Origin of the sequence: Melghiribacillus thermohalophilus (assembly GCF_004342905.1) — a bacterium.
Taxonomy (GTDB): domain Bacteria; phylum Bacillota; class Bacilli; order Bacillales; family Alkalibacillaceae; genus Melghiribacillus; species Melghiribacillus thermohalophilus.
On record NZ_SMAN01000007.1, the window covers coordinates 73,617 to 97,016 of the forward strand.

Genomic DNA, 23,400 nt, shown 5'->3' on the forward strand with positions numbered 1-23,400 from the left:
GGTTGTTTTTTGAAAAAGGATAAGAAAGTAGATTTATTAAATAAAGAACATTTGGGAGAATATTTAGTAGGTTTAGTTTATACAGCTAATCATTTGGATTTATCTGATATTAAATCTGCATTAAATCACATTCCAAAAGAAACACAAGATTTAGAAACTGAATTTATAAGAGATTCATTACAACCAAGCACTACTGCAGAAAAATGGTTTGGTGGAGAACTTGAAGCCAAATTACACATTCAAGAATTAATTAGAGGAAAGAATGAAAAATGAAGTAATCCTCATTTAGAGGTGAAAATAATGAAAACACGTGCAGAAAAATTCTACAAGTCAAAGGCGTGGCGACAATGTCGTGACGCTTATTATGTTGCCAAACATGGTTTGTGTGAGAGGTGCAGCAGTCCAGGGAAAATAGTACACCACAGAATTTACCTGACACCAGAAAACATTAATGATCCAGACATCAGTTTGAACTGGAATAATCTTGAGTTGCTGTGTCAAGATTGCCATAACAAAGAACACCATGGCACAGAACCGGTTGCAGATGGATTGAGATTTGATGAGAGTGGAAACTTAGTAAAGGTATAGCCCCCCTATTAAAAGTAGTGGGGGCTGTTTTTCTGGACCGAAGGGGCGGACCTTCGAAAAATACACACGAGGTTATCACGTGAGGGGGGGTTATATGGCAAAGTTATCCAGACCTAAACAAAACAAATTGATTGAAGCTGAAATTAGAAAATTGAAAAGCATTTTTAAAGACATCTCTGAGGATAAACAAAAAGTTGCTGAGAGATTAATTGAACGAGTGGCATTTATGACGATTACCCTTGAGATCCTCGAAGATGAAATTAAGAGAAAAGGGCCGACCTATAAATTCGAGCAGGGATCTCAAAAAATGATTATTGAGAACCCCGCCCAGAAGTCCTATAACACGATGGTCAACCGATACACAGCAGCATACTCCAAACTGTTTGATCTGTTACCGAAAGAACCTCCGAAAGAAGAGGACGATGGGTTTGATTCGTTCGTGAGCGACCGTGATTAAATATCCACTGGACCATAACCCCATTATTGAATACTGGGAGAAGATTGAGGGCGGTGAAGAAGTCGTATCGAATAAGGTGCGGCGTGTTTATCAAAAGCTGGTCAACGATCTCAACGATGAAAACAGTGAATGGGAGTATAGTCCAAAACGTGCAAATCATGCGATCGAATTTATTGAGAACTATTGTAAACATTCTAAGGGGAAGCAAGGCGGTAAACCGTTCATTTTGGAATTATGGCAGAAGGCTATTGTTGCAGCAATATTTGGTTTTGTTCATAAAATCGATGGTACACGAAAATACCAGGAACTGATTTTAATTGTGGCCCGTAAAAATGGGAAATCTACTTTCGCATCTGGGATTGCATTATATATGCTTGCTGCTGATGGAGAAGCAGGACCAGAGGTAGTGAGTGCGGCCACGAAAAAGGACCAGGCAAAAATCATTTGGTCTGAATCTAAACGAATGGTGAGGAAGTCACCTTCACTAAGAAAACGAATCCGGACTCTTGTTCATGAATTGGTGAGTGACTTCAATGATGGGACATTCAAACCATTGTCCAGTGATTCCAATACGTTAGACGGGTTAAACGTCCACTGTTCTCTGATTGATGAATTACACGCCATCGAGGATAAAAATCTGTATGATGTTATTGTTGATGGGATGAGCGCAAGGGAACAGCCATTATCAATCATCACATCGACTGCAGGAACAGTCCGAGAAGGTATCTTTGATATAAAATATGAGGAAGCCGAACAAATTATCAACGGATATGATGATCCAGAAGGGTATAAAGATGAACGAGTCTTACCTATCATCTATGAACTGGACAAACGTCAGGAATGGACTGATGAAAAAGCCTGGAAGAAAGCAAACCCGGGTTTGGGGACCATTAAAAGCTTTAAACAATTAAAAGCAAAAGTAGAAAAAGCTAAAAAGAATCCTTTGTTGGTAAAGAACTTACTGACAAAGGATTTTAATATTCGTGAAACATCCAGCGAGTCATGGCTAACCTTTGAGCAGCTGAACAACCAGGAAAAATTCGATATCGAAACGTTGAAGCCTAGATATGCTATTGGCGGAACGGATCTATCCAAGACAACCGACCTGACATCAGCGTGTATTTTATTTATGTTTCCCGGGGATGACCGTGTTTATTTTGAACATATGTACTGGCTGCCTGAAGATCTGCTGGAAAAGAGAACGAAAGAAGATAAAATCCCTTATGACATCTGGTATGAACAGGGTTTATTACGAACGACACCAGGGAACAGCGTTCATCCTAAACACGTAACAGAATGGTATTTAGAAATCATGAATGAAAAAGAAATTTACCTTCCATGGATTGGATATGACGGATGGTCAGCTGAATATTGGGTGGAAGAAATGGAGGGATACTTTGGAAAGGAGGCCATGATTAAAGTTATTCAGGGCAAAAAGACTCTCTCATCTCCAATGATGAAATTGGGAGCTGACCTGGAAGCAAAAAAAGTAATCTATAACAATAACCCGATTACCAAATGGTGTCTTTCCAATACATCCGTTGACATTGATAAAAACGGAAATATTCAGCCGATTAAAACTAATCAACGCCGGCGGATTGATGGACTGGCTGCCATGCTAAACGCTTATGTGGTGCTGCAACAAAAGCTTAATGATTATCAGAACATGATTTAAAGGGGGTGATGGATTGGGATTTTGGAGCCGATTATTTAACCGAACACCCGAAAAACAGGGGGTGAGAATTGAACTGGTCACTGATACAGGAAATGGATTTTTTACCTGGCACGGTGACCTTTACAGAAGTGATATTGTAAGGGGAGCGATTCGTCCTACATCAAGAGCAATTGGAAAACTGACGGCGAAACATATCCGAGAAGGCCCGGATGGTTTGCAGGTAAATCCAGAACCATATATGCGTTTCTTGCTGGAAGAACCGAATCCACTGATGACCGGGCAAATGCTCCAGGAAAAACTGATCACGCAATTAAAGCTGAATAATAACGCTTTTGCCCTAATTGTAAGGGATGATTTCGGGTACCCGACACAGATTTACCCGATTCCGAGTACAACAGCAGAAGCCATTTATAAAAAGTCGGGTGAATTATACTTACGATTCACCCTGCGAAACGGAAAAATCTTTGAATTTCCGTATCGGAATATCATTCATCTGCGCCAGGACTTTCATTCCAATGATGTATTTGGCGATAGCCCGGCGGAAGCTATTACTTCGCTCATGGAAATTGTAAATACCACCGATCAAGGCATCGTAAAAGCGATTCAAAATAGTAATGTCATCAAGTGGTTACTAAAATTTAAGCAGGTGCTGCGTCCAGAGGACATTCGAAAAAATGTAAAGGAGTTTGTGCAGGAATTTTTGTCTATTGACAGTGAAACTGGTGGGGCAGCTGCATCTGATGCCAAATATGATGTGGAGCAAGTGAAGCCGAATAGCTATGTACCCAATGCGGCACAAATGGACCGCACATTGTCGAGGGTATATAGCTTTTTTAATACCAACGAAAAGATTATCCAGTCCAAGTTCACAGAGGATGAGTGGGTTTCATTTTATGAATCTGAAATTGAACCCCTTGCTATTCAAATGAGCATGGAATTTACTCGAAAATTATTTAGCCGAAAGGAACGTTCTCATGGAAACAAAATCATTTTTGAAGCCAGTAACCTGCAATATGCCAGCATGAAAACCAAATTAGGTTTAGTTCAGATGGTTGACCGAGGAGCTATGACCCCAAACGAATGGCGGAAAATCTTAAATATGGGACCAATTGAAGGCGGAGACAATCCTATCCGTCGGTTAGATACCGCCGAAGTACGTGAAGGAGGTGAGAACGATTAAGAAGATCCAGGTGAAGGGTACGATTGTATCCAATGACATGAAATGGATTTATGAATGGTTTGACATGGAAGCGACCAGTCCCCGTGATGTGATGGAGGTGCTTGATGAAGCCAATGGGGAAGAAGTAGAAGTGGAAATTAATAGTGGCGGCGGTGATGTGTTTGCCGGCTCTGAAATTTATACGGCATTAAAGGACTATCAAGGAACCATTGTGACAAAAGTTGTAGGTATTGCTGCATCTGCGGCATCTGTAATCGCCATGGCCGGCGACAGGGTTTTAATCTCACCAACTGCACAGATCATGATCCACAATGTCTGGTCCATGGCCCGTGGTGATTATCGGGCAATGCAGCATGAAGCTGATGTCCTGAAAAATTATAACGTCACAATTGCCAACGCCTATAAGCTTAAAAGCGGAATGGATGAAAAGGAAATTCTCAAAATGATGGATGATGAAACCTGGCTCAATGCCCAGCAGGCCAAAGAAAAAGGTTTTGTCGATGAAATCTTATTTGATGAAGGCAATCAGCTGGTGGCCAGTGCAAGTTACGGCTTTGTACTGCCGCCGGAAGTGGTCAACAAAGTCCGAAACTACATTAAACCTCAACAGCAAGATCCTGTTAATCAAAATCAGGAACCTGATGACGATCATAAACAAGCCGAGTTGTATCAAGCACGGCTTAATTTTTTGAAATTAAAAGGAGGAGTATCACATGAAGTGGACTAAAGAAGCATATCTAGAAAAACGAAACGAACTTCTTGCAGAAGCTGAAAACCTATTGAATGAGGGCAAAGTGGATGAGTACGAAGAGAAGGAGAAAGAGATCAAAGCCCTGGATGAGGAATTTGAGAAGTTCGCCAAAGCTCAGGCGAATATTAATTCACTGAAAGATCAGAATCCAGCTGGCGTTGTTGTCAATATGACACAACAAGATGATGAAGGCAAAGTAGCAACTACAGAAGGCCCAAAAGATGAACAAGAGGTTTATCTAAATGCATGGGCTAAAGAAATGATGGGTCAGTCTTTAAATGATGAGGAAAAATCTCTTTTTGACAAAATTAATCATGAATTCCGCAATGCTACTCAGACAACAGAGGAGCATGGTGTTTTGATTCCCGAGACTGTTCGGGAAAATATCTGGCGAGAAGCCGGTGAATTGTATCCGATCTTAAATGATGTACGGATGCTGTTTGTGCCAGGAAACCTGACATTACTAAAAGAAACAGATTCCGGTGATGATGCTGCCTGGTATGATGAAGATACGGAAGTGGCTGATGGAGCATTCGGAATTGGTGAATTGAACTTAACAGGATGTGAACTTGCAAAGTCCATTCCGATCAGCTGGAAGTTACGTAAAATGTCTATTGGTCGTTTTATTCCCTACATTACTACACTATTGGCCGAAAAAATGGGTGCGGCATTGGCGAAAGCTATTGTTAGTGGTAAAGGAAAACCAGGTGATGGAGACACATTTAAACCACAGCCACGGGGAATTGTTACTGCACTACAAGCAGAAACCGATACACCGCAAATTATCACCTATAATCCGGATGCAACAGAGCCAGATCCACTGAACTACGATAAGCTGACCAAAGCTATGTCTTTAATTAAATCAGCCTATAAGCGTGGAGCTGCTATTTACGCCAATAACAATACAATCTGGAACAGACTCGCTACCATTAAAGATGGTCAGGGACGGCCTCTGTTTGTCCCTGATGTGACGACTAGTGATGGCGTAGGTCGCATTTTTGGTGTGGTTGTAAAAGAGGACGACAGTGTGGCTGACGATGCTGTGCTGATCGGAAATGTTGGTCGAGGATATGCCATGAATGTGAATGAAAACATGACGATTTATACTGAGGATCATAAGAAGAAGCGTTATACCGATTACATGAGCTATGCCATTGTTGATGGTGATGTGCGTACCACAAAAGCATTTGCTTATATCGTATTAGTACCACAAGTGTAATCTAGTCCGGGCTTTGAATAGCCCGGATTAAACTTATTTGGAGGTGGATATAGTGCCTAAAGTATTAAAAATCTTTGAGGATAAACACACGAAAAAGGTGTATATCCCAGGGAATGAATACCATGCTGATCCTGAGCGATTAAAAGAGCTCGCCGAAAAGGGATTTATTGAGTATGAGGCTCATAATGAGGATTCAAATACAGAAAAAGATGAAAACCAAAAGGAGAACCATGAGGCTCCTGAGCAAAAAGCTGCTGAAGAAGAAACAAAACAAGAAGAATTCCCTAAACATGTGGGCGGCGGGTATTTTGAACTGTCGAACGGCGAACGGGTTAAAGGCAAGGAAGAGGCGCTGAAAGCTCAATCTGAATTAGAGTAGGTGAATAATAATGGCGCTGTTGGATGATGTAAAACTGGCGCTGCGGATCTCAAACAGCGCCTTTGATAATGAAATTAATGACTTAATTGAAGCGGCAAAAGCAGATTTAATCTTATCTGGCGTAGAGGAAACAAGATTGGATGTTACGGATCCATTGATTAAGCGAGCGATAAAAACCTATGTCAAAGCACAATTCGGGTTTGATAATCCGGATGCAGAACGATTACAGCAATCCTATGAGATGCTGAAAATGCATCTCACCTTATCCACTGAATACACACCAGCAGAGGATGAAACGGTATGATATGGCGGGATGTGATTGATCTGATCACTGTTACAAGAACTGAAAATGACATAGGAGACACCATTGAGGAAGAAACCGCACGCCAGGTATTTGCAAATAAAAAATCTATTCGTCAATCTGAATTTTATCAGGCTATGCAAACCGGATTACAACCGGAACTCATGTTTGAAGTTCGCACATCTGATTACCAGGGCGAAAAGAAACTTTCCTACAACAATACCACTTATTCGATCATTCGAACCTACACTAAAAACGAAGAGATTACAGAGCTAATTTGTAGCGGATTGGTAGGTGATGGCTAATGCCCATGCCTAAAAGTGTGACCAGAGTAACGAAAGATGGCGTTACGTTTGTGTCGAACGTTGACCGTGCTCAGTACACATTAAGAGAACTGCAGAGAGCAGCTCTTCGTGACACAGCAAAATTCGTCCGGAAAATCACCATCCAGGAGCTCAAAAAGTTACCGGGTATGAGACGGTCACGACGGTTGTATAACAGCACACAGTATTGGGTAAGAAGAATTGAATCTGATCTTGTCATTGGGTATAAGCACGACACCTGGTACGGTGCTCTTGGGGAAGTCGGACAAAAGAGGCAGCCGAAACGGAATATTTTACGCCAAAAGGTGTTTGATAACATCGATCAAATTCGGATCATCCAGGGGCAATATTTAAGTGCCATTGAGAAGGATAACAAAGCACGAGGAATAATCGATGAAAGGGAGTTTGTAGGCGATGAACAAGGTGATTGAAATTCGAAAAGCGATTCAATCAGCTATTAAAGAAGCTCACCCCAATGTGCATTTTGAAAATGCTCCGGATGATGCTGCTTATCCATATATTGTCTATAATCTCCCTGATTCATTGAATAACGGAACCTTGGAAAACTTTGTCCTGGAAGTGGACGGATGGGATCATCCAGATAACGGGGATTCGACAGCGCTTGAGATGATGATGGATACGGTGGACAAAGCTATGAACAGGAAAACATTTGTCATTGCGCCAGATTTATTTTTTACCATATACCGTGATAGCCGAGAAACAATAACGGAAAAGGATAAACGGCTTAAACATAGACGATATACCTATCAAGCCCGAACATACGGGGAGTGATCATATGGCCAAAATGACATGTGCCAGGTGTGGGAAGGAATGGAACGAGCCGGGATTTCCAGGGACTACGATTTGTGATGATTGTTTAAGAGAACATCAAGCTGATTTAACGAATGACAATGGTTTTAAGGAAACCGTATTAAAAATTTTGACTGAAGAAGAAGTAGAACTGTTAAAAAATGTTGATTGGAACGAATTAAAGATTATTGCTGCGGAATATGTAGCTTTGCAATTACGATGGAAAATAATAAAAGTGAGAGGTGATCGATAATGCCGATCAAACGACCTGCCGTCCCCAAGCCTGAAAATGTTCAGTTAGGTGAGGGGATTTTAATATTTAATTTTAACCCGGATGACTGGGACGATCCGGAAGCAATTCCGTTCGGAGCTACCCGCGGGGGAGGACAGTTTAATATTGAACCTACTAACCAACCCATCAGGTTTGATGGGGACAGAGGCGAACATACCAAAGGATTGAAACGACGCACGGAATGGAATATCACGATCACTGCAACTGCCCTGGAACTAGACCTTGAACAATTAAAACGTATTATGCCAGGAGAGATTGAACAGGTCACAGGAGGGACAACCGTTCCGGATTATCAGAAATATCGTCCGAAAATTAACTTTGAGGACACGGATTATTTGGATAATCTGGCTTACATCACTGAAACTGCTGATGGAAAAGTAGTGGCTTATGTCATCGAAAACGTCCTTGGAGACGGCGCATTGACAGCAGCATTCGCGGACAAAGACGAAGTGGTAGCTGAAACCACATTTACAGCTCACTTTGATCCCGAAAATATGGATCAGGTACCGGCCTATGTTGTGCATTATGATGCTGTACCAGCAGCTTAAAGGGAGCTTAACGGCTCCCTTTAAATTTCAAGGAGGGATAACATGAATACCGAACAAGCGTTTGATTTATTACCGCATGTGGTGGATATATACGACAAACTTGACCTGGATCAATACCGTAAAGATGTCCAGAAAAAATATAAAGGAAAGAAGGTTGACCAAACACAGGTGGGAATCGATGCGTTTAAATATGTCCTGAAAAATTCCCATAAGGTCAAAGAGGAATTTTTTCAGATAGTGGCCATTGTGGAAGACCGGCCGGTTGAAGAGGTCAAAAGACAATCGTTTTTAAAAACGGTAAACTCTATTAAAAAAGTCTTTACCGATCCTGAACTCATGGATTTTTTCAAGCAAGCCGTGGAGTAGGGGGATATGAAGAAACTCTTTCCCTACTCCATGAGCATTACGAATTTCAATACGTTCTTAAACTCCCATTAAAAAATGTAACTCGGTTGCTTATCAAAGCATTCAAAAAACAGGAAGAAAAACGTGCCTGGGATATGTGGATCCAGTTGTATCCGGAAATGCTATTACCACATCCAATGGGTAAAGAACCTCGTATGAAGTTTATATCCTTCGAGGAATTTTTAAAGAAAGTTACCAAACCAGAAGTGAAACCGGAACGAAAAGAAACCGTTCAAGATATATTTAATCGGTACAAGAAAGCAATCAAGCCCAACTAGGGCTTTTTCTAATGCCCGAAAGAGGGTGATGGAATGGAAATTTTTAAGCTATTCGGCCGTATCCTGGTCGATGACAAAGAAGCACAGAAAAGTTTATCGAAAACAGACAAAAACGCTAAGTCACTCGGGAAACGTTTTGGAGGCATGCTAAAAACTGCCGCGAAATGGGGAGCAGGTCTTGCAGCTGCCGCCGGAACTGCAGGTGTGGCGTTGTTTGGACTTGCCAATAAAGCCACTCAAACAGCCGATGCCATTGCCAAAGGTGCTGAACGAGTAGGTGTATCGACGGATTTTTACCAGGAGATGGACTTCTGGGCCAGCCAGAATGGGCTTTCTCATGAAAAGATGGAGAAGGCGGTTGGACGGTTTAACCAACGCCTGGGGCAAGCGGTAAATGGCAATGAGAAGTACGCTAGTGCCCTGCAACAAGTGGGCGTAGATCTGGATGCTGTTCGTAACGGACAACTCTCTACAGAAGAAGCTTATGCCCAAACTATACAACGTTTGTCCGAGATGGAAAATGAGCAGGATAAAGTCAACCTGGCAACTGAGATATTCGGTACCAGGATGGCTCGTGATATGCTCCCAGCGCTTAATGAAGGTTCCCTGAGTATCGAGGAGGCCAGGGAAAAAGCGCAGGAACTTGGGTTAGTATTAGCAGAAGATCAGCTATATGCAGCTGAAGCATTCCAGGACTCCTGGGATCGGATTAAGCGTTCACTTGGAACTGTGGCCACTCAGATTGGTTTATCCCTTATGCCGATATTTCAAAGCATGATGGATTTTATTCTGGATAAGGTGATCCCAACCACAATGGACTTATGGGCGGCTTTTCGAAGTGGAGAAGGCGTCATGGATGGGATTAGAAATGTCTTTAATGAGCTGACTAACGGCGAAGGGATTACAATGTTCATCGACATGGCGCGTGAGGCACTCAGTGATTTTGTAACATGGCTGTCCAGTGAAGGGATCCCCATGTTGATGGATTGGATAATACAAAGCCGAGAAATGTTTTTTAATGCGGTGATGGAATTATTCCCAGTCATCATAGAGGCTGGTGTTGCGTTTATCCCACAATTGATTGAATGGCTTGCGCAAGAATTTATCCCACAAATATTAAACTTTCTGATTGAAAGCATTCCGATGTTACTCGATACAGCCATTCAATTGTTCAATAGTTTGATAGAAGCCGTGAACACCGTGTTACCGCAGTTGTTAAACGTACTGCTTACCGTTGTTTTGCCAAACTTGTTGACAGCAATTATGGACATGCTACCAAATGTTTTGGATTCTGCGGTTCAGCTTTTTACAAGTTTCTTGGACGCAGTAATGGAGATTTTACCGCAGTTACTAACGCTTTTACTTGGAACGGTGTTACCGAACCTGCTGACAACGATTTTAGATATGACGCCGCAACTTCTACAAACGGCCATCCAGGTCTTTTTTGCCCTGTTAGATGCAGTGAGGAACGTACTACCACAATTATTAACTTTGCTGATTACAGTGGTGTTACCAAATATATTAAGAACCTTAATCCGAATGATGCCTAAACTATTATCAACGGCTGTACAAGTCTTTATGATGTTGCTTGAGGGACTTATACGCCTGGTTCCAAAAATCATCAGTTTTATCACATTTGACTTAATCCCATCCATTATTAGAGCATTTGGTAAGCTGGACATGATCCAAATCGGGAAAGATATTATCCGCGGGCTTTGGTACGGGATTACTTCGCTAGGTGGGTGGATTAAAAGCAAAGTCAGGAATTTTGTAGGCGAGATTGGACACACCATTAAAAGTTTCTTTGGGATTTCCTCTCCATCAAAATTGATGATGGAATACGGGGTGAACATTGTTGAGGGCCTCGAAGTAGGGATGGAAGAAGAAGAACAAGAATTGACAAAATCATCCCAAAAAGTGGCCCAGTCAGTGGTTAACCCAATGAATGACATAGATCCGGATATTCACGCTAATAATGGCAAGGAGAATCGACAGGGACAACAAGAAGCCAAGCAGCCGGTCATTATCCAATTAATGGCCACAAACAGCCGGGAATTAGCGAGATGGTTAATCGATGATATCAACGAACTCCTAACTCGGGTATGATTGGAGGGATACCATGACACGAATAGGAAAGACAGTCACATACGATGGCCAGGATTTACCGGAATGGGTCATTGTACGTAACACCCCCTTGCAATTAGGAGCACCGATTGAATGGAGCCTTTCCGACATACCTGGGCGCCCGGGTGCAATCCCGGTTCGCAGAAAGACCGGAGTAAGAAGAATTCCGATAGATATCACAATCGATGCTAAAGATCATATCGAATTAAAGCAACGGGCAGAAATTCTTGCCGGAATGCTAGTTCGTGATAAAGAAAAACCCTTGCAAATATCGGACGAACCGGACCGGACCTACTATGCTTTGTTTGACGAGCTTGTCGATTTTAGCAAGTCTGGCAATCTTGGAGAAGGTCAGCTGATCTTTAAAGCGGCTAGACAGCCTTACAAAGAAGGTCCTGGCCAAGTAGTTGAGTTTAATGATACTGTGACATTCCCGTATCTAGGTACCGCAGAAAGCTGGCCAATCATCATGGTTAATTTTTCAGCCACAACAACGGATTACGAAATTGAGAACCAGGAAGGGAAAAAGTTAACCGTTCTATTCGAGTTTAGTTCCGGGGACGAATTGGTCATCAATACAAAAAACGGAAAAGTCCTTATTAACGGTGAGGAAAATAAACAGGCGTTACATTTATCCAGTCGATGGTTTCCGCTAGAACCAGGAGAAAACATCCTAACAGTTAATACGGATACCGCCGCACAGACCACAACGGTCGGTTACAATGAGATGTATTTATAAAAGAAGGGAGGGGATGGGATGGATTCTACAGCTCTTTTCTATTTTGATAAAAATATGGATTTCCAATTTTATTTGAGTAACGAACAACCAGAAACTTGCCCCTACTATAGCGCGCCCCATAAAGAATCTCTGGACCTTACAAACGATTTTGAGGTAAGATTGCCAGCAAACTATCCAGAAACCGATGCGATAGCTGAGGGCGGTTATATCGGTTTTTGGGACAGAGAAGCAGATTTTCAACTTTTTAAGATCGTTTTAATTGAAGAAGAGGACAGCCCGGAACAGGGACTTGTACGAGCCCTTTATTGCAGACACGTTTTTGAAGAGCTTGCTGATCTACCAGTTGAGGATAAACGCCTACAAAACGCAGCCGCAGCCGAAGCAATAGACCGGGCTTTGGAGCTTCAGACAAAATGGCAACGGGGGAATGTAGCAGATCTCGGGCTGAATTCCACCAATTTTTACTATGAAAGTATTATGGAAGCTCTTTTTGATATTCAAAACATTTGGGGCGGAGAAATTAAACCGCGCATAGAAATCGACGAAAATAACCGCGTGACCGGGTTTTATGTTGATTTGCCCCTGAGAAGAGGGTCAGACACAGGTTTGCGCATAGAAGTTGATCGGAACGCCAGACATATCAAACGGAAGTACGACGAAGAAGGAATCAAGACAGCTATTTATCCGAGAGGAAAGGGCCAGGAAACGGGTGACGGCTATACCAGGAGACTGACCATAGCGGACGTAGAGTGGAGCACCGCAAACGGCGATCCGGTAGACAAACCACTTGGCCAGGAATGGATTGGCGATCCAGACGCTCTCCAGGAATACGGAATTGATGACGGCAACGGGATCAAAATACACCGGTTTGGTTTTGTGAATTTTGATGAGGATGAAGATCCGGACGCCCTGATTCAAAAGGGTTGGGAAACATTACAGGAATTAAAAAATCCTAGAGTCCAATACGAAGCATCAGCAGAGGCACTTGCGTTGGAAGGAGAACCTATACAGTTAGGTGATACTGTGGCAGTGGTTGATTATAATTTTGTTCCGGCCATTGTCATCAAAGCTAGAGTGATCGAACTTACTTACTATAAGGATACTGGTGAAATCAATATTAAATTAGGCAATTTTATGCCAGCCTTCAGTAAACAAAACGAAGCGGTCCAAAAAAAGCTAGATGAACTGGGAGGAAAGACCGGAGCAATCGAACAAGGTGAGTCTGGTCCGGTAACCGATGACGACTTTGAGGACATCACACCTGAAGCACCGCAGAATGTATCAGCAACCGGGTTATTTAAAACGATATCCTTAAAATGGTACTATGACCCTTCGTATAATATAGCCGCATACGAAGTCTATGGATCCAGGATAGAAGGGTTTAACCCGGACGAAACAACCCTGTTATACAGAGGAAAAACAGGTGGTTTTGTACATGATGTAGGGGCAACAAACCAACAGTGGTATTACAGAGTCCGGGCTATAAATCCCCACGGAACACCAGGCCCTTTTTCTGATGAAGTCAGTACACAAACCTTGAAAATAAACGCTGAAACAGACGTACAAGATTACACTATCACAAAGCAATTGCTGGCCCAGGAAGCGTTAATTGAACAGGTTCATTTGAACGAAGCTATTATCACAGATGCACATATCGCTGGAAGACTATCCGCGAATGTGATTCAAGTAGGACCTGGTACAGCATTCGATCCAGGATATGACCCGTCTACCAAGGAAACACCAGAAGGAGCACAGCAAAAGGCAGATCAAGCATATAATAGTGTAATAGATTTATGGGGATACGATACTACATTTATAGATGGCGGGAAAATATATACTAACACGATAACAGCGGATAAAATCAACGTATCTAGACTATCTGCCTTATCTTCAAATATAGGCACAATTAATGCCGGTGAAATATATGGAGTCTATATTGAAGGATCCGAAATTGCCCAAAAAGGGCCAGATGGAAGCATGGTTATTGATGAAGAGGGGCTCAAAAACTATGACGCAAATAATAATTTGCGAACCCTTATCACAACTAGTAATCATAGTTTTCAAAGTTTTTCTCTTGCTGCTATTTACTTTGAGCCGGACAATCCATGGTGGGAGTTCATAGTAGGAACAGGAGCACATGGTTTGGGTGACGGCGTAATCGGTTTTACTAATCCTCAAAATGATCGTAAATTAAACATATGGAACGATGGGAGCGGTTCAAGTATTGAACTGATTACTAATACTGTTATAGTCCCTAACCTAGAGCCAAATTTAATCAGAAAACCCTTTGGAGACTTTCGAATTGAATCCATGAGTGGATATGCAGCATTAGCTTCCTATTCAGATATCGTATATTTGCAAAGCGGAGCAGGTGAAGTAAGGACAACAGATTGGCTTTCGGCGTCTAACTTTGTAGATTTAAGAACAAAAAGAATACTCTTCGAAAATACTGAAATAATGAATTTTTTAGAAAGTGCGCCGAGTTATCCTCACGTTACAATGGATTATCCGGGACAGTTCAGATTTTACATGTTAGGTGGAACCGAAGTATTAGCAGTCCGGGATGATATCGGATCATTAGATAACCGATCTATTCGAATGCCCGGATTAGAACACTACACAACTTCATCAAGTCCAAACCTATATATTAGTGGTGCTTGGAATGTTTCTCGTTCAACTTCAGCAAGGAAATGGAAAAGGGATATTGAACCACTTGATGAATACTATGCTGAACAATTTTTTGAACAAGCCCAGCCTGTATGGTATCGTTCAAAATGTCCTGCAGATCCTAGTCATTATGGGTATTATGGATATATTGCGGACGATTTAGCAGATATTGAACCTCGTCTAGTAAAGTTTAGAGATTATGATGAGAAAGGGGTACCATATAGCATCAAAGAACCAGAGGGTGTTCATTACGATCGAATCCCTGCTTTATTGCACGTTGTCATGAAAAAAGACAGAAAAAGGATTGAGCAGCTCGAACGTAAGAATAGAGAATTGAATGTCCGAGTAGACGATCTTGAACGCATCGAAGTAGAGATCATGGCCAAGCTCGAGGATATTCAAAATCGATTATTATCCCTAGAAAAGGAAGGTGCTTGAAATGGGCAAAAATGAAAATCAGGAGTTTAATCAATCGGGACAGATCCAGGCGGACCCTAATATTTTGTTGAACGTGCTAAGACAAAAAAATATCATGCTAAACAATCAAAATGACGTTTTAAATGCAAAGTTGATTGAGCTTCAAGAAGAGAATATGCAGCTCAAACAGAAAATGGAAGAAATTGATCAAAAGGCAAAAAATAATCAAAAATAACTAGAAGGGATGATTGATTATGGCTCTAGAAGATATTAATTTCACAATTACGGAGACGCGTTTCCAGGAACGAAATGGGGAACATGTAACGGTTTATTATCGCGGTGAGAATGAAGACCGCAGTAAGATTATCAGTGGAAGTATTCGAGTGGATATTGAAGAGTATGACAGCAATTCAACTGCAAATGGACTTAAAGAATTAGTAAAAGCAAAGCTTTCTGAATGAATTTGTAAAAAAAACGATAAAAATCGTAATCCGAGCGCCTGGCATAAGGCGTAATTTTTATGTCTGATGTAGAGGGGTTTGAGGATGTCGGAACAAAAACAATGGTATACCAATAAACAACTGTTTGAGCAAATCCTTTCCATTCAAAACGATTTAAAAGATTTTCAGATTGAGCTGAAGGAAACACGGGCTATGATTAAAAAATACAACGGACTTCGAGAAGAAGTTGGGGCGTTAAGAGAAGAAGTAAAAGCGATTGAAAATAAGCAAAAAGGAAAGAAAGAGATAAGTCGATCCGTCCTTAATTGGGGCGGTTTTATTTTTGGGATGCTAACCGTTGTTATTACAGCAATAGCAAAATTGATGTAGGGAGGTGAGATCATTGGATAAAGCTACTTTAGTGAGGACGATTGTATTAGCAATTGCTTTGTTCAACCAGGTTCTAATTGCTACGGGCTTAAATCCGATTCCTGGAACAGAGGAGAAATGGGGCGAAATCGTCTCTAGTGTTTTTACTTTCGTTGCTGCAGCAGTATCCTGGTTTAAAAACAACTATGTTACAGCTAAAGGAAGACAGCAAAAAGAAGTGCTTAAAAGAGCTGGGTTAACCAATTCTAAATAAAAGGAGAGATCAACCATGGTAAAAATCTTTCTTGATCCAGGGCACGGAGGAAGTGATCCTGGAGCAACCGGAAACGGACTAAAGGAGAAAGATCTAAACTTAAAAATTGCGTTAAAAGTAAGGGATATTCTAAATAATGAATACGAAGGCCATGACATCAGAATGTCACGCAACAGTGACATAACGAAATCCCTATCTGCCCGTACAGATGAAGCAAATGCGTGGGGTGCTAATTATTACCTGTCTATTCATATTAATGCTGGAGGCGGAACTGGTTTTGAGTCATTTATTTATAATGGAAACTACCCTGGCAAACAAGAAACAGACCGTTTAAGGAATATCATTCATGACACCATTATGCAACATGTTGATTTTCAGGATCGTGGAAAAAAAGAGGCGAACTTTCATGTTCTGCGTGAAACGGCCATGCCTGCATCACTAACCGAAAATGGGTTTATTGATCACTCAAATGATGCTCAAAAACTCAAATCAGATGCTTTCCTAAACAAGATAGCAAGAGGTCATGCGGTAGGACTGGCTGAAGCTTTAGGACTGCAGAAAAAAGAGAAGAAAACTGAACAGCCAAATGGTGAGATCTACTATCGAGTAATAACAGGATCGTTTAAGGAGAAAGAAAATGCCGATAAAAGAGTACAAGAATTAAAAAACGCTGGTTTTGACAGTTTTATTGATATATTTAAAGGATAATTAAGATTCCCCAGCTTTACGGCTGGGGATATTTTTATTTTTAGGAAATTTTTTTATTTAAACCTATTTACAATTGTATAAAGGTAGGTTATAATAAAATTGAAAGGAGGTGAAGAAGTGCTAGACCAAATAGAAAAGGTTCTTCGAATCATCTTTTACATCGCTTCTGTCAGTTGGATAATAAAGCAATGGTTAAGTGATTCGAAGAACCGCTGATAAACATTGGGAAGCGAGTTACGGCTCGCTTTCCTACCAATATTATAACACGTCTGGCACTAACTTATGAATAAGGGTTATGTATTTTCAGTCATTTTGTTTGCTGTAGCCACAATAGTAATAGCACAAATATGGAAAAACACGTTTTCTCAAATTATGGTAATCATAACACTATTGTTTGCGTTATATACAATTATTAAAAGTGTTAGGAGAGAGTCAAAATGAAATTTCAGTTAAATTCACGGGAAGAAGTAGAAGAATTTGTCCGAAACGAGGTGCTAACCACATCTGAAGCAATAAAAATTTTAGGAATATCAAGACAGGCAATGAGCAATAAAATTCGTGACGGTAAGATTAAACCAGTTAAAAAGTTACGAGGGGACAGTTTATTTTTAAGGAGTGATATAGAAGAAAAGAAAAGGGAGTTAGAAGTATTGAGAAAAAAATACAGACCGTATGATTAACTGTTTTAAAAACCATATTTTAATCCGCTAAGCAATTAACAATGCCCTAGCTGATCCGGCTAGGGCTATTTTTTATTCGAAGTGCATATGGCTAACTTTCCATTTTTTAATCCTACTAGAAGCAAACCAGAAGTAAATGGTAAATGTTATAACTCCTAAAAGCCATATTTTTATCCATGTGCCAAATAAACCTGCTGCACTACCCGTAAAATAAAGTCTTTTGCCATCAATTACGGTATGCCGGACATCCCACCTCATTTTCATCACTATTGAGTAGGGATAGAGTAATCCTACTGTAAAAACAGTTAACAGTAATCCTAAAATACTAATCCCGATATACTCCAGTCTGCTGCCATCAAAAAAACTTTCCTTCTTTTTAGTTACTGCTTGTTCCATAAATTACCCTCCATATACAATAATTAACAAGGAGTTTCTACAAAATATTGAAAAATCCTGCAAATTATATATAATTTATGGAAATTGCGTTAAATGCGATTTTGATAAGTTTTCGATACGAAAATTCCAGAAATAATAAGCATTGTTTCTAATGATTACTTATGTTATCATCCCCGGTAATTGTACCAGTACAACCGCCATTCAACCTTAATGTCGGTTTATTACAAAATCGACGATCCGAAGTTCAGGCACTATGTTTTAAGAAGGAAAGCCGATGTATTTTATGCCATGAAAAAAATCTTCAAGAAAGACACTGATGAACTATATGCATAACACCTCAGTGTGTTCATCATTTAAATCGATCAAAATAAAAGAAAAAAGATAGGGAGCAGTAACGTGGTACTGTATAACCCTATCTTTTTTTGGTTCAAATCACGCTGCCACCACAACACAGGTAATTCTCCCGGATTGGGCTGTCAAGAAACGTGTTACGTTATTCTAAATATTTCAGGATATGTATCTTTAGGTGATCAGAAATAAATAGGTTTAAGAGAAGAAAGGCAACTCCATTTATTTTTTATAGACTAACATACTACAGGTATTTTAGGATGGAACGCTTGATTGATTGCCTGGAGTTCTTTTTTAAAAAAGTCTTCGTGCACATCCGCCAGTACTTTAATGTACGGTCACCTTCAACCTCCAAATAAGCGTGTTCTTCAGTTACTTGATCAAAAGGAACAACTTCAACAAAGGTGGTTTCAACAATTGCTGCAGCTTTCCCGTTCCCATCAAGAATGATATGATGAAGCCCTGGATACGGTATTGCTTCATTTTCATCATATAGCAAATAATTAGATGAAGTAGCTGTTTTTATACCAGCTATCACAAGTTGTGCTAGTTTATCTGTCATTTTTTTCGAATTACCAAATGACCACGCTGCATAACGTTCTGGTGCATCGGGGTTTATCTTCTTAAAATTCTCCCACATCTGGTGAATGGAATGATGAGCCATACATATCAGCCTGCTTTCCTTTTTAATGTAATCTCATCCTTAACTCTTCTGCCCCTTTAAATGATAAAAAATAGCGCTATTTTATCTTTTATCACCTGCTCCTTCTTAATAAAAGGTCATCACTTCTTCAAAAGGCTAAGTGCTTTACATCCCCAAAAATGTGCTCAATACCCGTTATTTTAGAATGTCAGTAACAATGAATAGTATCTTTTCTATATCATTTTTGAAAAAAAATGTTGCATTTTATTTCAATATGTATATACTGTATATATAGATATACACACAATAACACAGGGAGGGTAAAAAGGGATGAAATTGATTTTGGGATATGTGTCAGTATTTCTGTTGGCGGCTGTTCCTTTTTTTGAAGCTTATGGGGTGATTCCGATTGCTGCCATTGCAGGACTTCCGGTGGTGTTAGTTACGCTTCTCGGACTCGCAGGTAATTTATTAACCGTCTTTCTTTTACTCGCATTTATTGATCAGTTTCAAAACTGGAGAAGATCTCGGAAACAATCAAAAGATTTAAATGAAAGTAAACGGTCAAAACGGGCACAAAAAATATGGAGGAAGTATGGTTTGCCGGGGCTTGCCTTGCTTGGTCCACTCGTAGTCGGAAGCCACTTAACAGCATTGGCTAGTATGTCATTTGGCGGCGCAAAAAAGAAAACCTTCGTATGGATAACAGCGAGCATTACACTCTGGAGTATTACGTTTACAGTTTTACTCTATAATGGTGTTGATTTTTTAGGGTTAAAAGACCGTGGAATAATCAATTACTTTCAATAGAACTTTTCATTCTTAATCAGGAGTGATCACATGTTTAAAGATGCTATGTGGCTTGTGAAAAAGGAATATCAATATCAATGGCGTGCACTGGTTGCATCATTCACAGCAAGCCTTTTGATTGGATTGTTTGTCGGTATCGTTTTAGCAGGAAGTAGTGACAGGGGATTTGATGATCTTTCAATAGACATGAATCATTTTATGGCGGATTTGATTATCTTCGGAATGGTACCGGGCTTTGGGACGTTTTTTATGGCAAGACCTTATTTAAGTTATCGGAATGCAAAAGAAAATCCATATGGAAGAAGAATGGCTGTCCTTCGCTCCCTTCCTATTCCGGTATCTGTATTATCGCTAAGCCGGATGATCCTGATGGTCACTACATTACTGATCATGTCAGCTGCTTTTATGGGAATGATAGGAGTGGCTTTGTTCATAATGACAAATAGTCATTTTTCGACTGACGAGTTCTTCATCTTTGCCTTAACCTGGTTTGGGTTTGCCCTGGCAGTTGGAGGGATCAATCCGTGTATTGAGTATGGGATGACAGGGAAAATGATTCATATCATTCCTTTTATTTATATCGGTCTGTTGGTTATCATCGAACTGATTTTAAAGGTTTATGGAATCGGAATAGTAGAAACCGTTTTTCAATCAGCAAATCATATTGGCTGGCCACTGGCATTTCTTTCCATTGTCTTTGGAGCCCTTTGTTTAGTAGGCTGGAATCAATTATTAAAAAAACGTTTGGTCAATCGTGATTATCTCTAGAAGGGAGCAGGTTTTCCGATGAAAATTCCAATCCAGATATCGGACGAAAGCCGGGAACCGATCTATCATCAAATTGAAAACCAACTGAGAACATTGATTGCCGGCGGACAGCTTCCGCCAGGGACCCCACTCCCTTCAATCAGGGCTTTAGCCAGTGAACTGGGCTGCAGTGTTATTACAACAAGAAGGGTATATCAAAACTTAGAAATGAGCGGTTTTATTAAAACCGTACAGGGGAAGGGAACATTTGTCAGGGAGATTGATCATGAGCAATTACAGAAGACAAAACAGAAGGTAATATACGATGCCTTTGAAAAAGCCATTGAACAGGGGGTTCAGCTCGGCTGTACCGAGGAAGAACTGAAGTCAATTTTTGAAGAATTAGTTCGGAAAAATTTTCATTAATGGAGGATTCGTATGGAAACGACCACAATGATTCAGGTGAAAGAGTTAACCAGAACGTTTAAAAGGTTTACGCTCGGCCCGCTTAATTTAGATGTGGAAAGAGGAATTGCCGTAGGTGTAATAGGCGCAAACGGTTCTGGGAAAACAACCCTTTTTCGTTTAATCATGCGACTATTGAAAGAAGATACAGGCAACATTCAGATGTTCGGTCTGACGGAAGAAAATGACGAATGGAAGGGAAAAATAGGTTTTGCAGGGGGATTGCTGGATGCATATGACTTTCTAAGGGTAGAAGAGTTGAAAAATTTGATCTCCAGATGGTATCCGGCCTGGGATGAAGATCAGTTTCTGTATTTCGTCAACCGTTATAAGATTGATGTTTTCGAGCGGTTTGGTAAATGTTCGAAGGGGACAAAGAAGAAGCTTGAGTTTGTGTTTGCTCTCAGTCATAACCCGGAACTCCTACTTTTGGATGAGCCGACAGCAGGCGTTGATCTTGTATCACAGCGAAAAATGAAAGAAGATCTGATCCGCTTCATGGAAGATGGAACAAAAAGTATTTTGCTTGCCACCCACGAAGTCGATGAGATTAATCAGCTATGTGATGAAATTGTTGTACTTGATCGTGGTCGGGTCATGCACCGTTACAATAAAGACGACATTTACGATCAATGGGCAAGAATATGGGTATCGGTAGTCAATGATGATCTAATTCATCACCCGAATGTTATTCATTATGAAACGGCCCCTCCGCAAATTGTGACGAATCAAGTTGAAGCAATTCAGGAAATTGTGCAGAAAAACGAAATGAAGATTCAACACATTCAGCGCTTATCAATGGAAGAAGTATTGGAGTATTTAATAGAGAGTAACTAAATAAGGAAAGATTGACCCCTGAAGAATAAAAGATTCCAATAACAAGGTAATTTCCCTTTTAAATCTAATGATTCATTTTCAAGATAAAATTGCGTTCCACCTATTGAAATTTTTTAAAGTATATGGTAATTTAAGTAAAAAGAGTATAAAGGGCCCTATGAAGGGAAAATGTTGGTGAGATGAAAGAGATCTTCATTGGTAAAGAGAATCTTATCGGTGAACAAGATAACTTATATGAAGTGATACAGCATGTCTCAAAATGTAAAAGCAAGCAAGAATCAATGGAAATCATTAAATTTTTCATCCTGTCTTCCCATTCCAAACAGATTCAGAGGGAAGGGATGGAATTTTTGTACTGGAATGGTTTTTATGATGAATTGATAAAAGTTGTTCAGAACCACAAAAATTATACCGACATGTTATCCAGGCAATGGGCTGAAATTTATGAGTTCATTTACCTTCAGAAGAAAAACAGGATCAATGAGAGTCAGCTTCTTGACCACTTGAAACACTTTGTATCGGACGAGCCCGAAATATTGATTCTGAAAGATTTTATGTGTGTTTATAGCTATTATAAGATGAAAGAATATGATATGCTGGGAAAATATATTGATCCGATCAGCGACAATCTGATGAAGGTTCCTTCCATTTTTTTAAGAAATTATTTCAACATGCGACTAAATGAAGTATTATTTCACTATCACTGGAAAATGAATGAACTGATTACGGCACGCAGATATGCGTTTAAAGTCATTAACGAAAGCTACAATGAAGAAAAGAAAGCTACCTTATATAGTCACCTTGGACAAACGTATGTGTTTGAAAGTTATGAAACCACGATGAAATATCTGAATAAAGCCTATCAGATTGCAAACGACTATCAGTACCCTCATCTAAAGAATTTATTGAAACATCATACGATCCCCTTTGTACATGCATATTATGGAAAAACAGATTCCATCGAAACAAACGATAGATCCGAGCAGGCACATCTGGAGATAGCCAGAGGAAATCATCAGGCGGCAATGGATTTATTAGACCAGATAACTAAAATTACTCCTTTTAGACTCTATTATTATGGATTAGCTAAAAAAGATCGAGGCCTTCTCATGAAAGCTCATCATGCGTTTATAACTGAGTATAAAGATCATTTTTATGCTCAGTTACCTTTAAAGGCAATAGAGAAATTAAACCTTGATTAATTTCATTATTGTCAGGAGGTGCAGTTCATGAAGGGCCTGGTTAAATGGCTGGGTATTCTGACCGTTGTTCTGGGACTGACTTTTAGTCCAGGGCATGTCCAGGATTATGCCGATTCGCTAACTGGAGAAGTATCAACCCAGAATGATCCTGGTGATGCTGGGATTGGGTAAGGTTCAGAAAAAGAAAAATTAGGGTAATCTCTCGATTGGGGTTTGATCAACCTCTTTTTTTTCTTAGACGGAATAAATAACACCAACATTAAATTTAGGTTATAATAGACCTGAAATTTATTTAAGTTGGTGATTATTTATGCGTACCAAAAATAGA

33 protein-coding genes are annotated in these 23,400 nt (G+C 40.2%); 31 read left to right on the forward strand and 2 right to left on the reverse strand.

Features of this window, described 5'->3' with window-relative positions; all coding sequences use genetic code 11:
- The first annotated feature begins 9 nt into the window (after positions 1–9).
- The 25 genes from EDD68_RS07135 to EDD68_RS07255 all read left to right on the forward strand — a co-directional run bounded on the left by EDD68_RS07135 (position 10) and on the right by EDD68_RS07255 (position 17,624).
- Positions 10–273, forward strand: coding sequence for a hypothetical protein (locus tag EDD68_RS07135; RefSeq protein ID WP_132371551.1), 264 nt, complete (start codon positions 10–12; stop codon positions 271–273).
- A 27-nt stretch (positions 274–300) separates the two neighbouring features.
- Positions 301–588, forward strand: coding sequence for an HNH endonuclease (locus tag EDD68_RS07140; protein WP_424399158.1), 288 nt, complete (start codon positions 301–303; stop codon positions 586–588).
- Positions 589–682: 94 nt separating this feature from the next.
- Positions 683–1,045, forward strand: coding sequence for a hypothetical protein (locus EDD68_RS07145; protein WP_132371552.1), 363 nt, complete (start codon positions 683–685; stop codon positions 1,043–1,045).
- Positions 1,038–2,720, forward strand: coding sequence for a terminase large subunit (locus EDD68_RS07150; protein WP_132371553.1), 1,683 nt, complete (start codon positions 1,038–1,040; stop codon positions 2,718–2,720). The genes EDD68_RS07145 and EDD68_RS07150 overlap by 8 nt, the downstream gene beginning before the upstream one ends.
- Before the next feature lie 13 nt (positions 2,721–2,733).
- The gene (locus EDD68_RS07155) at positions 2,734–3,900 is read left to right on the forward strand and encodes a phage portal protein (RefSeq protein ID WP_132371554.1); all 1,167 of its coding nucleotides are present in this window, start codon (positions 2,734–2,736) and stop codon (positions 3,898–3,900) included.
- A 10-nt stretch (positions 3,901–3,910) separates the two neighbouring features.
- Positions 3,911–4,627: a head maturation protease, ClpP-related gene (locus EDD68_RS07160; RefSeq protein ID WP_243646789.1), complete on the forward strand. Its 717-nt coding sequence runs from the start codon at positions 3,911–3,913 to the stop codon at positions 4,625–4,627.
- Positions 4,614–5,870, forward strand: coding sequence for a phage major capsid protein (locus EDD68_RS07165; RefSeq protein WP_132371555.1), 1,257 nt, complete (start codon positions 4,614–4,616; stop codon positions 5,868–5,870). The genes EDD68_RS07160 and EDD68_RS07165 overlap by 14 nt, the downstream gene beginning before the upstream one ends.
- 52 nt (positions 5,871–5,922) lie before the next feature.
- Positions 5,923–6,249, forward strand: a complete 327-nt coding sequence (locus EDD68_RS07170; protein ID WP_243646790.1) for a hypothetical protein — start codon at positions 5,923–5,925, stop codon at positions 6,247–6,249.
- Positions 6,250–6,259: 10 nt separating this feature from the next.
- Complete coding sequence (locus tag EDD68_RS07175) at positions 6,260–6,553, forward strand: head-tail connector protein (RefSeq protein ID WP_207902552.1); 294 nt, start codon at positions 6,260–6,262, stop codon at positions 6,551–6,553.
- Positions 6,550–6,855 carry a phage head closure protein gene (locus EDD68_RS07180; RefSeq protein ID WP_132371556.1) on the forward strand — a complete coding sequence of 102 codons (306 nt, stop codon included), beginning with the start codon at positions 6,550–6,552 and terminating at the stop codon, positions 6,853–6,855. Before EDD68_RS07175 ends, EDD68_RS07180 begins: the two co-directional genes overlap by 4 nt.
- Positions 6,855–7,304, forward strand: coding sequence for a hypothetical protein (locus EDD68_RS07185; protein ID WP_132371557.1), 450 nt, complete (start codon positions 6,855–6,857; stop codon positions 7,302–7,304). Before EDD68_RS07180 ends, EDD68_RS07185 begins: the two co-directional genes overlap by 1 nt.
- The gene (gene gp17 / locus EDD68_RS07190; protein WP_132371558.1) at positions 7,288–7,665 is read left to right on the forward strand and encodes a tail completion protein gp17; all 378 of its coding nucleotides are present in this window, start codon (positions 7,288–7,290) and stop codon (positions 7,663–7,665) included. The genes EDD68_RS07185 and gp17 overlap by 17 nt, the downstream gene beginning before the upstream one ends.
- 4 nt (positions 7,666–7,669) lie before the next feature.
- Complete coding sequence (locus tag EDD68_RS07195) at positions 7,670–7,936, forward strand: hypothetical protein (RefSeq protein WP_132371559.1); 267 nt, start codon at positions 7,670–7,672, stop codon at positions 7,934–7,936.
- Positions 7,936–8,523 (forward strand): hypothetical protein, encoded by a 588-nt coding sequence (locus tag EDD68_RS07200; protein WP_132371560.1) that lies wholly within the window; start codon positions 7,936–7,938, stop codon positions 8,521–8,523. The genes EDD68_RS07195 and EDD68_RS07200 overlap by 1 nt, the downstream gene beginning before the upstream one ends.
- Before the next feature lie 42 nt (positions 8,524–8,565).
- A complete protein-coding gene (locus EDD68_RS07205) occupies positions 8,566–8,889 on the forward strand; it encodes a hypothetical protein (protein ID WP_132371561.1) in 324 nt (107 codons plus the stop codon).
- 86 nt (positions 8,890–8,975) lie between these two features.
- Positions 8,976–9,206, forward strand: a complete 231-nt coding sequence (locus tag EDD68_RS07210) for a hypothetical protein (RefSeq protein WP_132371562.1) — start codon at positions 8,976–8,978, stop codon at positions 9,204–9,206.
- A 33-nt stretch (positions 9,207–9,239) separates the two neighbouring features.
- Positions 9,240–11,312, forward strand: a complete 2,073-nt coding sequence (locus tag EDD68_RS07215) for a phage tail protein (protein ID WP_132371563.1) — start codon at positions 9,240–9,242, stop codon at positions 11,310–11,312.
- A 13-nt stretch (positions 11,313–11,325) separates the two neighbouring features.
- On the forward strand, positions 11,326–12,069 hold the full coding sequence (locus tag EDD68_RS07220) for a distal tail protein Dit (protein WP_132371564.1): 744 nt from the start codon (positions 11,326–11,328) through the stop codon (positions 12,067–12,069).
- 18 nt (positions 12,070–12,087) lie between these two features.
- Entirely contained in the window at positions 12,088–15,174 is a 3,087-nt protein-coding gene (locus EDD68_RS07225; protein ID WP_132371565.1) for a phage tail spike protein, read from the forward strand.
- A 1-nt stretch (position 15,175) separates the two neighbouring features.
- Positions 15,176–15,388: a hypothetical protein gene (locus EDD68_RS07230; RefSeq protein WP_132371566.1), complete on the forward strand. Its 213-nt coding sequence runs from the start codon at positions 15,176–15,178 to the stop codon at positions 15,386–15,388.
- 19 nt (positions 15,389–15,407) lie between these two features.
- The gene (locus EDD68_RS07235; protein WP_132371567.1) at positions 15,408–15,614 is read left to right on the forward strand and encodes a hypothetical protein; all 207 of its coding nucleotides are present in this window, start codon (positions 15,408–15,410) and stop codon (positions 15,612–15,614) included.
- A gap of 84 nt (positions 15,615–15,698) precedes the next feature.
- The gene (locus EDD68_RS07240; RefSeq protein WP_132371568.1) at positions 15,699–15,983 is read left to right on the forward strand and encodes a hypothetical protein; all 285 of its coding nucleotides are present in this window, start codon (positions 15,699–15,701) and stop codon (positions 15,981–15,983) included.
- A 13-nt stretch (positions 15,984–15,996) separates the two neighbouring features.
- Entirely contained in the window at positions 15,997–16,236 is a 240-nt protein-coding gene (locus EDD68_RS07245) for a phage holin (protein ID WP_132371569.1), read from the forward strand.
- Between the two features lie 15 nt (positions 16,237–16,251).
- Positions 16,252–16,944: an N-acetylmuramoyl-L-alanine amidase gene (locus EDD68_RS07250; protein WP_132371570.1), complete on the forward strand. Its 693-nt coding sequence runs from the start codon at positions 16,252–16,254 to the stop codon at positions 16,942–16,944.
- A gap of 437 nt (positions 16,945–17,381) precedes the next feature.
- Positions 17,382–17,624, forward strand: coding sequence for a helix-turn-helix domain-containing protein (locus EDD68_RS07255; protein ID WP_132371571.1), 243 nt, complete (start codon positions 17,382–17,384; stop codon positions 17,622–17,624).
- Between the two features lie 72 nt (positions 17,625–17,696).
- Here the strand turns inward: EDD68_RS07255 and EDD68_RS07260 are convergent, their stop codons facing one another.
- Together EDD68_RS07260 and EDD68_RS07265 are read right to left on the reverse strand one after the other, a co-directional pair.
- Positions 17,697–18,020, reverse strand: a complete 324-nt coding sequence (locus EDD68_RS07260; protein ID WP_132371572.1) for a DUF898 family protein — start codon at positions 18,018–18,020, stop codon at positions 17,697–17,699.
- 592 nt (positions 18,021–18,612) lie between these two features.
- Positions 18,613–19,032, reverse strand: coding sequence for an ASCH domain-containing protein (locus tag EDD68_RS07265; RefSeq protein WP_243646791.1), 420 nt, complete (start codon positions 19,030–19,032; stop codon positions 18,613–18,615).
- A gap of 309 nt (positions 19,033–19,341) precedes the next feature.
- Here EDD68_RS07265 and EDD68_RS07270 point away from each other — a divergent pair, with 309 nt between their 5' ends.
- From EDD68_RS07270 to EDD68_RS15220, 6 genes are all read left to right on the forward strand, one after another.
- Positions 19,342–19,821: a small multi-drug export protein gene (locus EDD68_RS07270; protein WP_132371573.1), complete on the forward strand. Its 480-nt coding sequence runs from the start codon at positions 19,342–19,344 to the stop codon at positions 19,819–19,821.
- Between the two features lie 30 nt (positions 19,822–19,851).
- Positions 19,852–20,589 carry a hypothetical protein gene (locus tag EDD68_RS07275; protein WP_132371574.1) on the forward strand — a complete coding sequence of 246 codons (738 nt, stop codon included), beginning with the start codon at positions 19,852–19,854 and terminating at the stop codon, positions 20,587–20,589.
- Positions 20,590–20,607: 18 nt separating this feature from the next.
- Positions 20,608–20,994, forward strand: a complete 387-nt coding sequence (locus EDD68_RS07280; RefSeq protein ID WP_132371575.1) for a GntR family transcriptional regulator — start codon at positions 20,608–20,610, stop codon at positions 20,992–20,994.
- 12 nt (positions 20,995–21,006) lie between these two features.
- Positions 21,007–21,870, forward strand: coding sequence for an ATP-binding cassette domain-containing protein (locus EDD68_RS07285; RefSeq protein WP_132371576.1), 864 nt, complete (start codon positions 21,007–21,009; stop codon positions 21,868–21,870).
- A 179-nt stretch (positions 21,871–22,049) separates the two neighbouring features.
- Positions 22,050–23,072 (forward strand): AimR family lysis-lysogeny pheromone receptor, encoded by a 1,023-nt coding sequence (locus EDD68_RS07290; RefSeq protein WP_132371577.1) that lies wholly within the window; start codon positions 22,050–22,052, stop codon positions 23,070–23,072.
- A gap of 27 nt (positions 23,073–23,099) precedes the next feature.
- Entirely contained in the window at positions 23,100–23,243 is a 144-nt protein-coding gene (locus EDD68_RS15220) for a hypothetical protein (RefSeq protein ID WP_165902098.1), read from the forward strand.
- The last annotated feature ends 157 nt before the right edge of the window (positions 23,244–23,400 follow it).